Below are 14,938 nucleotides of genomic sequence, written 5' to 3'. Positions count from 1 at the left end.
TCAGAGCCCCATATTTCGTGCTTGGATAGTCATGGTAACATAACGCCGACGATAATTATCATTGAAGGGTCCCCATACAACACCTGACGGTGTGGTGTATGATTGGCGATGTGTGAATTTTCGATCGGCCTGATCAGCTCTTGCCAAAAGGGCCACTTCAATCGTTCTTACAGCACCGGGATCAAGAGGGGTTAAAGTTTGCGTATCATCATTCAGCGTGTAATAAAATTCTATGCCTTCGATATTTTCTGCTATAGGTTGAAGGCCGCCGGCACCGCCAGATTCACGTGCAAGGGTAAACAAATGGTTACTAGAGTCTAACGTGCCATCTCCATCAGCATCTCCAGGAGTTCCGCCTGCCCATTGCCCATCAGCTCCACTCCCATTGGATAAATCATCGTATGATATAGCGTATCGGACTTGTTCGTTTGTAGCAGGAGTACCAATTAAATCATCCAACGTATTCTCGTCTGCTTCATCTATCTCACCATCGCCGTCATCATCAACTCCGTTACCAATATTCCTTGTTAGCTCAAAATCGCTGGCAGTAGCAGTTAATATTGACGCTCCCGCTTTCTTAGTTGGATCATACCCTGCCATTCGTATATCAGCCATCATCAGCTCTAAAGCTGCTCGCAAATTCTGTTGCATTTCAGCAACCTGCTCCTGTGCGAGATAACTATCCTGTTGTGACCTATACGCAGCGTAAAGCCCAGCCATAATAAAAGCGGAAAGAAGGAGGGCTACAAGTAATTCAATAAGAGTAAAGCCTGCTTCCTGCTTCAACTTCATCGCACTATAATCCATTACTTCCACCCCGTCCCCGCCCATTTTTTTACCCGAATAACACCGCTAACCAATGTACCAAGAGCATAAGAGGTTGTATTATCTTCGTGCTCAAGATAAACATACCCTGCAGCATTGCCGGTTCCTCTGGAATTAAAAACCAATGGCGCGCCATAGCTAATACCATCTGCCGGGCATGCACCACCTCCATCAGTGGCATTGGTTGTTGCTGCACCAGAACCAAATTGGATCCCGCTTTTATAACTTTCGAGCTCAACACTTTCCACCTTACTGTTATCGCCAAGTGTTGCCCAGTCGCCATCAGCGCCACTGTCTGAACAGATAAAATAACTGTTATTAGCAGCATCAAAGACTATTGCAAAAGATTGATTTTGCTGAATTGCTTCAAATCGAGTCTTCTGCATATTTGCCCTGAGGTCCTGCGCCGCTGTTTTCAACCGCATATTTGGCAACCATTTCAGGTAAGTAGGTATAGTAATTGCTGCCATAATAGATATGACGACCATAACGACAACGACCTCAATAAATGTAAATCCACCAATAGATGAAACAACTATGGGGGGTAACACTACGTCTTTATGTTGTGAAGTTTTACTAGCTCGTCTTTTCATTAGGTTTCCTGATACGGGAAGAAATATTAACTTGCGCTCAACTTTCAATGCACATCCTATACCAAAAAAAAAGAATGCTAATATTGTGAAATTTGGACACAAACATCAATTGAGGAGTGCACCTCCTGTTAACATTTTTAACAATGACAACAAAACTATTAATTTATTTTACACCCTTCCCATTTAGAGAAGGATAATATTGCTTGAGCTTACTCAATAGAGCAGGATAGCTAATCTCAAGCATCCTCGCGGCCATACTTTTATTGCCGCTTGCGGCCTCCATTGCCCTTGATATCATCTTCTCCTCCATAATAATTTTGGCTTTCTTTAACGAATAAGTCCCAAAAAAATCATTAATCCGCCGGTTCATGGATGTCGCACCAAAACTCTCGGGAAAAATCTCCGGCAAGACAGTTTCACTCTCGGTTAAAACAACGGCACGTTCAATTACATTTTCCAGCTCCCTCACATTGCCAGGCCATTCATGCTTGACAATAAGTTCCATGGCTTTTGATGAGATATCAACAACTTTTTTCCCGAAACGGATATTCATCTTTTTAATAAAATGTTCACACAGCAATGCAAGATCATCACGTCTATCACGTAGTGGCGGCACAACGATATTGACAATATTCAACCTGTAGAAAAGATCTTCTCGAAAGGTTTTCTCCTGCACCATACTCTCCAGGTCACGAGCTGTGGCTGCCAATACCCTTACATCGATTGGCGTGCTCTTTGCTGCGCCAATCCGTCTAATTTCATGCTCCTGAAGGACCCGTAACAATTTGACCTGCATCGCAAGGGGCAGTTCGCCTACCTCATCAAGAAAGAGGGTCCCTGTGGATGCTTCTTCAAAAAGGCCGGGCTTATCCCTGTTCGCACCGGTGAAAGCACCCTTCACAAAACCAAACAACTCACTTTCCAATAAATTCTCAGGGATTGACCCACAATTAATAGCTACAAAAGGACCGTCTTTTCGAAGACTGCGATTATGGATGCCCCGGGCAACAAGCTCTTTGCCAGTACCCGACTCACCAGTAATGAGGACGGTAGTGTTATACGGCGCCACCTTTTCAGAAATATCGAAAACGACTCGCATCAAAGGAGACTTCCCAATCATCCCTTCAAATCCAGAACTAACGGAGCACTCAACTTTTGCTCTTAATCGCTTATTTTCTTCTATGAGATGGGTCCGCTCTGTCGCTTTGTGCAAAACAAGCAAAATTTCATCTTCTTTAAATGGTTTTGCAATATAATCGTAAGCGCCCAGTTTCATTGCCTGGACAGCATCCTCGATAGTACCGTAAGCCGACATCATAATGACGGTAATATCGGGAACTTGTTTTTTTGCAGCCTGTAAAAACGTAAGCCCGTCCATCTCAGGCATACGAACATCACAGAGTGCAAAATCAAATGTCTGTTGTTCTAACAGCTGCAGCCCCTGCCTTCCATTGCTCGCTTCAAAAACGGTATAGCCATGCCGTTTCAGCAGATATGCGAGCATATGACGCATGTTTTCTTCATCATCAATAACAAGCAGTGGTTTGAGAATGTTGTCCATATCGTTTTAACGCTTTAACCCAGAAACAACTAAACGAGTTCATCACCATGAATAGCAAGCGGAAGAGACAACTCCATTATTGTCCCCTTGGAATCACTACTGGTACATGCAAGTTCCCCACCAAAAGATTCCATTATTGAACGTGACACAGTTAACCCCAGCCCGGTACCACTCCCAGGGGATTTAGTAGTGAAAAATGGGTCAAAAATACAATCAAGCTGTTCAGTTGGTATCCCTGACCCATTGTCGATAATCTGCAGCACTAATAAATCAGCCTTATCACTCTTTCTATTTTTCGATAGTATAGTTACGCGCCCTCCATTTTTGCCGTGCCGTTCTTTCACAGCATCAACAGCATTGAGCAGGCAATTAAGCAACACCTGTTTCAAGCCATCAATCCGAGCTTCAATTTCGTCGTCAACCGCATTCCATTCGACGACAAGCTCAATATCTTTATTCCCTTTTCCATATCGAAGCGTCTCGACAACACCTTCAACAATCGGCTGAGCATGAAAAAATTCCTTGCCTCCAAGAGCAGGACGGCCACAATCAACAAGCTGCTTAACAAGACCATGCAACCGGGTTAACTCCCCTTCCGCCCTGTCAATAAATTCTATTTTTTCCGCCGACGGAACATCACTTTTTTTGATTAACTCTAAATACCCGCCTATTATGCCTAAAGGATTGCCTATTTCATGGGCCAGCCCGGCTGCCAGCCTGCCTGTGACAGCCATCTTCTCAGCCTGAACCATTTCACGTCTGCCAGTTCTCAATTCCTGATTGGCCACTTCAAGCTGCTCAATCGTACTCCGCAAAGCTTGTCGATCGGTTTCAATCCTTTCCAGCATGGCTTGCATTGACCGGGAAAGCTGAACAAATTCATTACTATTGCCGGTATTGAGGAGTTCATATTGCCCATCTCCTTTGTATGCGTCAGCAAGTCCGACCAATTTATCCAATGGACGCAAAATAGTTTTTGATAACCTGAAAAAAAGAAGAACAGCAAGAACCAAAGCATTAACGAGGAGGTATACAACAATAATTTTTTCTTTGGCAAATAACTCTTGAGTGACGGGGCGTAATGGCGTTGCAAGGGCAACGAAAATTGGCTCCGCTCCCTGAGCTGTAATACTAGTAGCAACACTAAACCATTTATCGCTGCTCCAAAAAGGAGCCTGCACTGGTGTTATGCGACCAACTAATCCTTTTCGGGATGCGGCTTCAGTAGTAATACCCTCAAGAGATTTTTTACACATAGGATTTTCCCGAATCCATATTGGTTGCTCTTGTTTTATATAAATACATTCTGCGTGAGCATTTTCACCTATATGTACAAGCGCTCTTTTAACACTGTCCAGTCCAACAAAAGTATTTGCTTGATACAGAGCAGCAACCGATTCAAGCTGTTTTTCAACACTGCCTGTTTCCCTGACAATCGCATCCTTGTACCAGAAAAGAAGAACAAGACCATTGGCGAGCAACATGGAAACAAGAGCAAGAAAAAAACTTATGAACCCAAAAGAAATTTTTAGATTTTTCACAGGAGCTATTAAAAAAATTAACACATAGGATTCGAATCAATAATTATTTATATAGTTAGTACTACGTTAAAAAATAGGATGAATCAAGAATGAAACGCTATTGCCCATTATTTTCCCGAGGAAACACTCCCAACCAAGTGACCTTTTTTGTCACTCCCAACTACGACAGTGCCTATTTCGGTCACAAACTTCTACTACAAACCGCATGAAGGCAACTTGCAAAAGAGAATAGATGTTCCTCAACGTGAGGTCAGAGCGGCATAATTGAACAACAAACAACATAAAAAAAACTTTGGCACGCAACATGCTTAGTGGAGAGAAATTGAAAATCAGATTCACAAGCTAACATAATATTAACCAAAGGAGGATCGTATGATTCAAGCATTCAACAGGCAACTGAAAAGAAGAAACGGAGAAAAAGGTTTCACTCTGATCGAGCTTATGATCGTTGTCGCTATTATCGGTATCTTGGCTGCTATCGCCATCCCACAGTTCACCCGCTATCGTGTCCGTGCGATGAACAAGGCTGCCGTAGCTGACGCACGTAACATGTCTACAGAACTCCATGCGTACGCTGCCGACGAACAGGCTTTTCCAAACTGATCCATGCCTGAAAAAAACAACTATCTATTCTTACATATAAGGAGACACAAAATGAAAAAAAGATATTTACTGTTGGCAGGAGTATTAACTGTATCAATGATAGGGCAAGCTCAGGCGGCTAACTTGGATACCGGTGCACCAGGTCAAGCAATAAGTGTTGCGGCCGCCGACTTAAATACTGATGAGACCTTTAATTTTCAACCTTCTCCAAACGTAAACATTCTCTGCACAACCTCAGCTTCGCAATATGCCATGATGACTTGGCACGAGAGTGCCGTCAACTCATCCGGCGGTGAAGGCTACGGTATGACCTCAGAGGCAAGTGGCTTATACACCATTCCTATCGAAGCCCTGGCTGACTCAACTGCTGTCGCAGGGAAAGTTACGGTTGCGGAAACTGACGCTGCTTTTTTCAGTGATGCTGCATGGGTAAGCCCTTCTGACACCTGAGCCGTTGATTTGATAACCCTTTTTCAGTATCTTACTGCTCTTCCCGGTCTTCCGGGAGGAGCTTTTTTAGTTTCTGCAATTCTATGAATATTATTTCCTGCATACATCTTAGTAAAACCTATCGACATGGCTTCTTACAAAAAAAGAATAAACCTGCACTGAAAGACCTTAACCTTACGGTCCAACGGGGAGAGGTGTTTGGCATTATCGGACCCAATGGTGCCGGAAAATCAACGACCATTAAAGCCATCATGGGCTTTATCCGGCCAGACAGTGGTACGGTCAGTATTGACGAGGTTGCAGCAAACGATCCTCATAGCCATGCTCATATCGGTTATCTTCCGGAAACACCATGTCTGTACAAGCATCTCTCCATTACTGATCACCTCTACTTTGCCGCCAAACTAGCACAAATTAACAGAAAACAAGCCGCTCAGAAAATAGAAGAAGTTCTTACCATCGTCAACTTGGACCATGTGCCCAAAATACCCATCCGACAATATTCAAAAGGCATGACCCAACGAGCAGCCCTAGCATACGCCCTGCTGCTTGAACCGAATATTCTTATCCTCGACGAACCCATGTCCGGCCTGGACCCCTTGGGCAGGCACCTTGTAGTGAATATTATTCGTGACTATCACGCAAAGGGCAATACCATCCTGTTCTGCTCCCATGTTCTTTCTGATGTAGAGCGAATCTGCACCCGTATCGGTATTATGCACCAGGGTGAATTGGCCACCATTACCACCCCTCAATTCTTGCAGGATAATATCACCCCACACACGCCTGACACAACCCCTCTGGAATCCTTTTTCCTGAAAACAGTGCAAGGAATCACCAATGAATAATGCCCTACAGATAGCGCTGCTCTGTTACAAAGAAAGCTTACATCACAAACTCATTTACGGCATTTTAACCATCAGCTGCCTATTAATGGCCTTTTCTGTCCTCATCAGCGGCCTTTTCATGCGAGATATCTTAAAAATTATTCTCGACATTTGTTTGGCAGCCACGACCATCGGCGGATTGCTCGTACCCTTTTTCCTGGCAGTTAATGTCCTCGCTGGTGATATCGATCAAAAAACGATTTACACTATACTGGCCAAACAGGTTTCAAAACCTTCTTATATCATTGGTAAGTTTCTTGGTTTAGGCATGCTGACAGCTACAATCATGGGCATGCTGACAATAGCAACCCTTCTTGCAGTGGCTACAGCCTATTCGATATATCCATCCGCTTTTTTTGTCGATTTATCGATTTCTTCCATCCTGATTACCATAATAATCAAATCCCTCGGCATCCTTGTTCTCAACAGCGTAGTCTTACTCTGGTCGGCAGTGACAACCAGTACATTTTTGGTGACCCTACTCACCCTGCTCACCTATTTCATCGGACAAACTGTTGAAGATGTGGTTCGGTTCATTACCCTCAACCCTGAAGGGATAGAGTTTACAGCCTTGATGGAAACAATTGCAAAAGGGAGTCTTTACATCTTCCCCAATCTCGCCGCCTTTGACTTTTCCTATCAAGCCGCATACGGATTGCCAATCCCTATAGGCCTCATTGGTATCGCCGTTCTCTATGGTACAGCATACATCGCAGCCATTATATCACTGACCACCTTTCTCTTCCAACGAAGGGATCTCCCATGAAACGCAACCTTTCCTTTTTTCTTCTTTTTACCCTCGCCATTTTCACAGCTACTTTATGCAACCAATTTCTGTACAAAGAACACCAACGAAATCCGACAAACGCCATCAGTCGCCTCATTTACCTGCCTGGTTACGTGGCCAAAGCTGTCAGCCTTGAATTTTCAGGCCCATTGTCTGACTATCTATTTCTTAAAACCATGGTCTTTCTTGGGGAAAAGGTTGCATTCAAAAAAAAACCAACCAAAGAAGAATGGAAAGCCACCTACATTGCCCTTAACCAGGTAACAAACCTTGACCCAAGATTTTGGGATCCTTACGTGCTTGCCGCCATGACCTTTCCCTGGGAAGCAGGCATGATAAAAGAAACCAACACCTTGCTCGAAAAGGCTGCAGCCGTCAGAACGGAGGACCATAGACCCTATTTCTTTCTATGGTTTATGAAATATTATTTTGAAAAGGACATGCAGACAGCAGGGCAGTACTTAAAAAAAGCCTCTTTAAAGCCGAAAGCTCCAACCTATTACGCAAAACTTGCCGCACGGATGGACCTCTATGCTGGCAATACGATCACCGGAGCCCTGTTTCTTGAAGATTTATTGCGTAAAAACCCAAACCCGACAACTCAAAAAATATTAGAGATACGCATTGACGCGTTGAAAAAAATCGCCTTTTTGGAAGAAAAAGTAAGGCATTATAAAAAAGAAAAAGGATCTCGTCCAGAAACGCTAAAGACACTAGTGGAAGAAAAAATCATACCACGAATCCCCACCGATCCCTACGGAGGGACTTTTTATATAATGGAAAATGGACGCGTTTACTCAACCTCTAAATTGGTACACATCAAAACAGATAAAAAATAGCTTATCTTATATACAAATGCTAATTCTCACTTAGTCGATGCCAAAAGAGCCCCAAAAAAAACCTCTAAAACTTAACTACAAAGATCCATCTTTCCAAAATCCAGGACTATCCCGACCCTTATTTGATACAATTTCCCCTGTTTGTTTGAATCCATAATGGGTATCAGCAAGATAGTGTAGCATAGCCCCAAGAGACAACAGCAAAAGCAGACACATTATCCCCCCCCCTCGCTGCCATTGCATACAATGACGAGTAGTTTCCATATCTATGGGGTATCTTTCTTCCTTTTCTTGCAACGACCTATAATCAAGGTATGCCAAGGTAAGCATGAGAAATCCTGCAGCATGGCTGGATGGCATAAGATAGATACCACTCAGCATACTATGAACAAACGCCACTGTCACTGCAGTTAATAAACCATAACTTTGAATTAATCGTTCAAAAGACAACCGACTGACTGCCCCACTGATTGCTTGTTGATACCGCCACATTCCCCAACAAATGAAACCGAAAAGTAATAAAGTGAAAAGCAAACCACACTCGGTGAGTAGCCAGAGAAGAAAATTATGAGGATGACTAAATCGAGCTGAATAATGGGCATATGCCAACGGGCCAGAACCAAACACAGGACTATCAAGCCACAGATCGAATGCGAAAGACCATATGTCAAGTCTTCCTGAACTGGTAATACGTGCTAAGAGAATACGCGGCGCCTCCGTGGACAACAACCATGGTAGAAAGTCATTAAAGAAAAAATAAACCAGTGTTCCTGTCAACAGAACCCCTACTGCACACTTGACAACGGGGAAATAATTGCGACCAAACCATAAAGAGAACATTACCAGTGTAAAGGTCCAGGCAGCTAGCATCCCGCGGCCTCCGGTAAAGAACAATATGCAAACATATACCCCTATAAGCAACCAGAACAAGCCCTTAACGAACCCCTTAACGGAACGAGACAAAGGCACAGGAACCTGGACAAATAGGGGCAACAAACAGACAACGGGCAAAAGCCAGGACTGCACCTGATTTAAAAAACGTTGATTCACAAAGCCTTGGTACATCGTTGTATCGAGAAAAAAAGGTTGTTCAAAAACTATAAGAGCAACCATATATTCCACAAATGAAAATGCGTAAAAGGCAACAGCAAGGCCGACAACGGCTAATGGGTACTGCGCATCAAAAGTTGTATTACCTTTTACCAACCCTTGAAAGGCCAAAAGAGCAATTAAACAGTAGGATAAAAAGGCCAGAGACTTTGCCGGGTTGACAGATATAGCAGAAGAAAAAAAAGCACAACAGAGTAGCAAAAACAGCCCTACAGAAGCGGCATTAATTTTGAAATTAAAAGAGTATAAAAAGCGGAAGGTAACAAAAAGGGTAGCGGTAATACTTATAAACAGAATAAAAAGTAGCCGCTTGAGATTATAAATACTCAAGGCTTCAACTGGTACAAATACTAACAGGCCTGAGGCTTGAACGGCAACAAGTAGTACCAAGAAACCTAACAATACTGATTGGATTCGTTTCGCCACCATCGACTTTCACCTCGCGATTACTATCACCTATGTGATTTTTTCCTAGTATTTAGCCTAATCATTTCCGCAAAACTTGATACAAAACCATCGAAACAATAGGGGGAAGGCTGGCAGCTATGTCCACAGGAAGGCTAACACATCAATCAAAAATTGCACAAGGCATCATGAATGAATACATATTGGGAAATCGCATGATTTATCTAAGTTGGGCAGAAAAAGGATGCATTTTACCAAAGTAAAATACACAAACCGTTAGTAAATCATCTTGTAGCTGGCTGGGAGACAGGGATTCGAACCCCGATAAGCGGAGTCAGAGTCCGCTGTCTTGCCATTAGACCATCTCCCAGTGGCAAAAAAAGGTGGCGTGAAATTAGATGAATTCGACTTACTTGTCAAGAAAAATAAGTGCTCAAAATCAGGTTAACTGACAATTAATCTAGCATAGCCGACAACTTGGTTTGTGTCGACCCCAGAGTAAACTGATTTAAATCAGTTTTACTTGAAAGCGCCTAGAGTAATTCAAATGTGTCATGGTTTATTGTCTTTAATTGCAGCATCTGAATTTTGTTCTCTCTAACCCAAAGTATCTACTCAAAAAACACAATTTTTTTTTATCCAAGGATCGTATCTGGACAACCTCCTGCATCATTCTTTCTCTGTTGTATAGTTTTTTGAGTAGATACCAGTCTTCCAGAGTGCCCCTGGTAACAACCCGCGTTATGATGAACCTGGAGTGTTCCTCAATATCTAGGGTATCAAAATGAATATCCCAAAAAAGGGCTTTAAATTCAGGTGGCACGTTTTGTAGTAGCATGTTCAATGCCTGATCAAATTATGAGATTAAACTTAAGAGTTACGTTAATGCCGTTTGGGATTCAAATAGGCAGGCTGAATAAACAATAGCGCATCCGCAAAATCGAGGCATCGCATCCCGCGCGGATGCGCTGTACTTATCCACCCAGTCAAGCTGGGCAGATCGCGGCCAACAATGGGTGCCGGTTAACGATTACGATAAGTTATTCTACCGGTGATCACGGGTATGCCACAATCGCAGGACATAGATAGTCGATTCCTGGATCTCATAACACACTTTATATGTCCCCACAAAAATTCGCCGTATCTCGCGCGGTTCAAACTCAAATAATTGTTCACTAAGGCGCGATTTTGTCTGCAAAGTGGTCGTCGCCTTAGCCAAAGCTTGCACAACATGTGCAGCAGCCGGCTGGTTTACAGGTGCCGGAAACTCATACAGTCGTGCCAGATCGGATATTGCCTTACGGGTCCACTTCACCTCCATCAACGCGGTGTAGGCAACGGATCGTCAGTGCTGAGGCTATCGGTCCATGCCAGTACAGCCTGGTGGTCTATCACACGACCAGCGTCTACGTCGGCAAGCGCCTCACGTGTCAACCGATTACGTTCTTCTTCTTGATTAATCCAGGCTGATAGTGCTTGCTTCATTATACAACCACGCGAACGTTTAAGCCGAGCAGCCATTTGATCGACCTTTTCGGCAAGCGGTAGCGGCACATGGGTAGTTAATACTTTGGTTTCAGTTTTCGCCATTGCCATCACTCTCTATTAGTCTTGATTTAAATTTAATCATAGTGATTAAACACAAATAAATCACTTGCATTTTCGGATATCAGATTAACCATCCCCCAACCTCACGTCAGAACACCTGGCTCAAATACGTGGGCATTAAAACCCAACTTTGTGAAAGGAAACCAAAATGCCATGTATGAGCCTGTTGATTTTCCGTCTTTTCGCCCAATCTCTTCGTTATGCTGAAAAAATAATTCTCGGAATATCAACTATATGCCTGTGGTTATTTTTTCAGCATGCCTTGACCTTGAACGAAAACCCTAGGAAATCAAGAGACTCATGTATTTCAAACATGTTAGCGGCAATGTGCCGCTCAGTATGGCACTATTTATTGTGTTAGAAATAAAAGACAGTCTCTGCGGTACCAGGAATGTCCGTTTGTTAAGCTTGCCCGTTTTCTTCTACCTTTATTCCTTGCTAACCAACCACACAAAGTGTGTATTAACGATATATACTAAGGAGGTGTAATATTATGGAAACTGCTAAACTTTTTCGGAACGGAAATTCACAAGCCGTAAGAATTCCAAAAGAATTTAGAATGCCTGGTGAAACGGTAAAAATATCCAGAAAAGGCAATCAGATCATTCTCGAGCCGTTAGAAACGACGTGGGATGCATTTTTCGAATCTCTCCGCGATTTTCCCGATGACTTTATGCAAGAAGGACGTGACCAACCCTCCATGCAAAAAAGGAAATCATTCTAATGCATTACCTGCTTGACACCAATATCTGTATATACCTTATAAAAAAAACGACCAATGGAGGTGCTTGACCAATTCAGGCAACATCCTCTGCAGGATGTTGCTCTCTCAACTATCACGCTTTTTGAACTTGAATATGGAACACAAAAAAGCCAACAAATCAAACGTACCCAAAAGGCCCTTGCCAGGTTTTTCCTCCCGCTCACTATCATTGACATCGACCGCCCCGCTGCTGCCGATGCCGCTATCATCCGAGCCAAGCTCGAAAGTAAAGGCACCCCTATTGGCCCTTATGACTTGCTGATCGCTGGCCTTGCCAGATCTCGCAAAATGACCTTAGTGACTAATAATACAAAGAAATTCGAAAGAATTGATGATCTGCTCCTGGAAAACTGGGTTGAGAACACCATGGGGTAATCTTGATTCTTCCTTTTCTGAACAAAAGGGACACCCATTAAGAGACTCTTAAATCAACAGGCTCATAGAGTAGATTTAAAAGATACAGAGGACAAAAAAGGGGGGCTGATTTTAACGACCAAGCGAATGCAACCGGCCTTTAAACGGCAGCCTATCAGTCTGGCAAGCCCGTTCCTTGCCAAAGGATAAGTGCTCAAAATTAGGTTAACTGACAATTAATCCAGCATAGCCAACAACCTGGTTTGTATCGCCGCTGGCTTCCCCTGAATCGGTATAGCGCACCAGCTCAACTTTCTCGCTTTTCAGCTCTCTTGATGCCAGCAACGTTATCACCGTCGGGACTACACCGCACATGGATATCCGGCGTGCATGGACTGTTTCGTACAATCCCTTAGGATCAAAAGCCAGCATATTTTCAATGGCCAAATGATCCTGAGCTGAGGCCTGCTCCCTTGATTTATAATGGGTCATGTCTGTGGATGCCACGAGCAGCACCGGTCTTGACACTGCTTGTACGGCCTTTGCGATGTCTTTAGCCACCTCTTCGCATTCAGCGTAGGGAATATGCGATACACAGAGAGGAACTATATGCAGGTTGTTTTGCATAAACTGCAAAAACGGCACCTGGACTTCCAAAGAATGCTCGCTGCTATGGGCCTGCTCATCTTGCGTGATAATCTGCGAGATTTGTAAAAGCTGGGTGGCCAATTCCTGATCAATCGGCACGGTTCCCATGGGCATCTGCCAGGCAACAGTGCCCAGGGCAACAGCTGCACCACGACCATGATGATTGGGACCAAGGATGATAACCGTTTCCGGAACCTGGACACGGCTGATGGTCAGTCCAGCTGTTGCACCGGAATAGACATACCCTGCATGGGGCATAATCACCGCCGTTGCGGCTATTTTCTTGTTCTCATCAACTACAGGGGTGAGGCCGGCAACGGTTTGCTCAAGTTGCGCAGGATCTCCAGGATAAAATTGATTGGCAACAACTGGTTGGCGCATCATATTTCCTCCTTATCGTGATGAAAACTACAGCAATTCAGATACAACCAAGCGAGTTATTTCACATCCCAGGTTGTTCCATCCGGGCCATCTTTGAGCACAATATTACTTGCCAGCAACGTGTCACGGACCTCGTCACTTGTGGCCCAGTCCTTATTCGCCCTGGCCTGGTTGCGTTTTTCAATCAAATGAGTAATCTCTTCTTCTGTGAGCTCAATGGCTGCCAGTAATTGCTCTTTCTTCTGCTGCATCACCTCAACAGGGTCATGCTGAAGAATGCCAACCACCTCACCAAGCTGTTTAATGGTCGCTGCAGTAGTGGTAAGCAAATTATAATCATCTGTAGCGACTTGACCACCAGCAGCTCGCAAAACCTTGTTCAAGGTCTTGACCGCATCAAACAACAGACCAAGTGCTTGGGCGGTATTAAAATCATTGTCCATGGCATGCTGAAAACGCTCTTCGAGCGATTCCAGCTTATCCCGATCCTTCTTGCCGACAACCTGCGGCCCCTGCTCGTCCCCGGCTGGTAACTGTTCGATCTTGGCTAAACAATCGTACATCCGCTCCAATCCGGCGCGAGCGTCCTGTAATGCATGTTCGGAAAAATCTAAAGGATTGCGATACTGGGTGGAAAAAATAAACAGTCGCAGTTCTTCTGCACTGTACTGTTGCAGTACATCACGGATGGTTAAAAAGTTGCCAAGGGATTTTGACATCTTTTCATCTTTGATGGTCACAAAACCATGATGCATCCACAGGTTCGCAAACTCCATTCCCGAGGCGCCGCAACTCTGGGCAATCTCGTTTTCATGATGGGGAAAAATAAGATCCTTGCCACCACCATGGATATCAAACGTTGCACCCAGGTATTTTTTGCTCATGGCAGAACATTCTATATGCCAGCCAGGCCTCCCGGCTCCCCAAGGGCTCGTCCATTTTGGTTCTCCAGGTTTGGCAGCTTTCCAGAGGACAAAATCCATGGGATTTTCTTTCTGCTCGTTCACCTCAATACGTGCACCAGCCTGCATATCTTCTAAAGAACGGCCGGACAGGCGTCCATATCCATCGTAACGATCCACCCTAAAATACACATCGCCTCCGGATGGATAGGCCATGCCTTTATCAATCAGGGTTTGGATGAGCTCTGTCATCTCACCGATATGTTCGGTAGCTTTTGGTTCGATATCAGGGCGCACCGTGCCCAAAGCGTCCATATCCGTATAAAACTCGTCAATGAACCTCAACGCCAAGGCTGCGGAGTCAATATCCTGTTCATTGGCTCGTTTGATAATTTTATCGTCAATGTCGGTAAAATTGCGCACAAAAGTCACTTTATAGCCCCGATAACGTAAATAACGGACCACCATGTCAAACACAAGTGCTGACCGAGCATGACCAATATGACAGTAGTCGTAAGAGGTAATGCCGCACACGTACAGTTTCACGTGATTGTCTTCTATGGGCTGCAGCAGTTCTTTTTTGCGAGTAAGGGTGTTGTAGATTCGTAAAGGCATAGGGGCAATGTTGGCTATTTTTAATCTGATTACGTACAAAACTCAGCCAATTATCTACCGAAACAG

Annotated in this window: 16 protein-coding genes, 1 tRNA gene and 1 pseudogene; 7 read left to right on the top strand and 11 right to left on the bottom strand. The window is 44.0% G+C overall.

Annotation, left to right across the window (positions count from 1 at the left end; genetic code table 11):
- From ACHZCY_RS01275 to ACHZCY_RS01260, 4 genes are all read right to left on the bottom strand, one after another.
- The gene (locus ACHZCY_RS01275) at nucleotides 1–807 is read right to left on the bottom strand and encodes a PilW family protein (protein WP_319547566.1); all 807 of its coding nucleotides are present in this window, start codon (nucleotides 805–807) and stop codon (nucleotides 1–3) included.
- Nucleotides 807–1,418, bottom strand: a complete 612-nt coding sequence (locus tag ACHZCY_RS01270; protein WP_319547565.1) for a GspH/FimT family pseudopilin — start codon at nucleotides 1,416–1,418, stop codon at nucleotides 807–809. The genes ACHZCY_RS01275 and ACHZCY_RS01270 overlap by 1 nt, the downstream gene beginning before the upstream one ends.
- 163 nt (nucleotides 1,419–1,581) lie before the next feature.
- On the bottom strand, nucleotides 1,582–2,979 hold the full coding sequence (locus tag ACHZCY_RS01265; RefSeq protein WP_319547564.1) for a sigma-54-dependent transcriptional regulator: 1,398 nt from the start codon (nucleotides 2,977–2,979) through the stop codon (nucleotides 1,582–1,584).
- A 29-nt stretch (nucleotides 2,980–3,008) separates the two neighbouring features.
- The gene (locus ACHZCY_RS01260) at nucleotides 3,009–4,520 is read right to left on the bottom strand and encodes a sensor histidine kinase (RefSeq protein WP_319547563.1); all 1,512 of its coding nucleotides are present in this window, start codon (nucleotides 4,518–4,520) and stop codon (nucleotides 3,009–3,011) included.
- A 372-nt stretch (nucleotides 4,521–4,892) separates the two neighbouring features.
- Between ACHZCY_RS01260 and ACHZCY_RS01255 the strand changes: the two are divergent.
- The 5 genes and pseudogenes from ACHZCY_RS01255 to ACHZCY_RS01235 form a co-directional block, all read left to right on the top strand.
- Nucleotides 4,893–5,019 (top strand): annotated as a pseudogene (locus ACHZCY_RS01255) (prepilin-type N-terminal cleavage/methylation domain-containing protein); the annotation flags it as partial.
- 155 nt (nucleotides 5,020–5,174) lie between these two features.
- Nucleotides 5,175–5,573, top strand: a complete 399-nt coding sequence (locus ACHZCY_RS01250) for a hypothetical protein (RefSeq protein WP_319547561.1) — start codon at nucleotides 5,175–5,177, stop codon at nucleotides 5,571–5,573.
- An 83-nt stretch (nucleotides 5,574–5,656) separates the two neighbouring features.
- The gene (locus tag ACHZCY_RS01245) at nucleotides 5,657–6,421 is read left to right on the top strand and encodes an ABC transporter ATP-binding protein (protein ID WP_319547560.1); all 765 of its coding nucleotides are present in this window, start codon (nucleotides 5,657–5,659) and stop codon (nucleotides 6,419–6,421) included.
- Nucleotides 6,414–7,226 carry an ABC transporter permease subunit gene (locus ACHZCY_RS01240; RefSeq protein WP_319547559.1) on the top strand — a complete coding sequence of 271 codons (813 nt, stop codon included), beginning with the start codon at nucleotides 6,414–6,416 and terminating at the stop codon, nucleotides 7,224–7,226. Before ACHZCY_RS01245 ends, ACHZCY_RS01240 begins: the two co-directional genes overlap by 8 nt.
- Nucleotides 7,223–8,086 carry a hypothetical protein gene (locus tag ACHZCY_RS01235; protein WP_319547558.1) on the top strand — a complete coding sequence of 288 codons (864 nt, stop codon included), beginning with the start codon at nucleotides 7,223–7,225 and terminating at the stop codon, nucleotides 8,084–8,086. The genes ACHZCY_RS01240 and ACHZCY_RS01235 overlap by 4 nt, the downstream gene beginning before the upstream one ends.
- A 75-nt stretch (nucleotides 8,087–8,161) precedes the next feature.
- Here the strand turns inward: ACHZCY_RS01235 and ACHZCY_RS01230 are convergent, their stop codons facing one another.
- From ACHZCY_RS01230 to ACHZCY_RS01210, 5 genes are all read right to left on the bottom strand, one after another.
- Entirely contained in the window at nucleotides 8,162–9,625 is a 1,464-nt protein-coding gene (locus ACHZCY_RS01230; RefSeq protein WP_319547557.1) for an O-antigen ligase family protein, read from the bottom strand.
- 272 nt (nucleotides 9,626–9,897) lie between these two features.
- Nucleotides 9,898–9,971 (bottom strand) — tRNA-Gln (locus ACHZCY_RS01225).
- Between the two features lie 198 nt (nucleotides 9,972–10,169).
- Entirely contained in the window at nucleotides 10,170–10,439 is a 270-nt protein-coding gene (locus ACHZCY_RS01220; protein ID WP_394713349.1) for a DUF6922 domain-containing protein, read from the bottom strand.
- 207 nt (nucleotides 10,440–10,646) lie between these two features.
- Nucleotides 10,647–10,922 (bottom strand): type II toxin-antitoxin system RelE/ParE family toxin, encoded by a 276-nt coding sequence (locus ACHZCY_RS01215; RefSeq protein WP_394713348.1) that lies wholly within the window; start codon nucleotides 10,920–10,922, stop codon nucleotides 10,647–10,649.
- On the bottom strand, nucleotides 10,922–11,191 hold the full coding sequence (locus tag ACHZCY_RS01210) for a CopG family ribbon-helix-helix protein (RefSeq protein WP_319547555.1): 270 nt from the start codon (nucleotides 11,189–11,191) through the stop codon (nucleotides 10,922–10,924). Before ACHZCY_RS01210 ends, ACHZCY_RS01215 begins: the two co-directional genes overlap by 1 nt.
- Before the next feature lie 511 nt (nucleotides 11,192–11,702).
- On the opposite strand from ACHZCY_RS01210, the gene vapB reads away from it, so the two are divergent.
- Together vapB and ACHZCY_RS01200 are read left to right on the top strand one after the other, a co-directional pair.
- Nucleotides 11,703–11,933 (top strand): type II toxin-antitoxin system antitoxin VapB, encoded by a 231-nt coding sequence (gene vapB, locus ACHZCY_RS01205; RefSeq protein WP_319547554.1) that lies wholly within the window; start codon nucleotides 11,703–11,705, stop codon nucleotides 11,931–11,933.
- A 54-nt stretch (nucleotides 11,934–11,987) separates the two neighbouring features.
- Nucleotides 11,988–12,347 carry a PIN domain-containing protein gene (locus ACHZCY_RS01200; protein ID WP_319547553.1) on the top strand — a complete coding sequence of 120 codons (360 nt, stop codon included), beginning with the start codon at nucleotides 11,988–11,990 and terminating at the stop codon, nucleotides 12,345–12,347.
- 204 nt (nucleotides 12,348–12,551) lie between these two features.
- Here ACHZCY_RS01200 and amrB read toward each other — a convergent pair whose 3' ends face one another.
- The gene (gene amrB, locus ACHZCY_RS01195) at nucleotides 12,552–13,358 is read right to left on the bottom strand and encodes an AmmeMemoRadiSam system protein B (RefSeq protein WP_319547552.1); all 807 of its coding nucleotides are present in this window, start codon (nucleotides 13,356–13,358) and stop codon (nucleotides 12,552–12,554) included.
- 53 nt (nucleotides 13,359–13,411) lie between these two features.
- Nucleotides 13,412–14,872, bottom strand: coding sequence for a cysteine--tRNA ligase (cysS, locus tag ACHZCY_RS01190; protein WP_319547551.1), 1,461 nt, complete (start codon nucleotides 14,870–14,872; stop codon nucleotides 13,412–13,414).
- Nucleotides 14,873–14,938 lie beyond the last annotated feature (66 nt).

It is taken from the genome of Desulfogranum marinum (genome assembly GCF_963675105.2).
Taxonomy (GTDB): domain Bacteria; phylum Desulfobacterota; class Desulfobulbia; order Desulfobulbales; family Desulfobulbaceae; genus Desulfogranum; species Desulfogranum marinum.
This window is presented reverse-complemented; position numbering and strand designations above follow the sequence as displayed.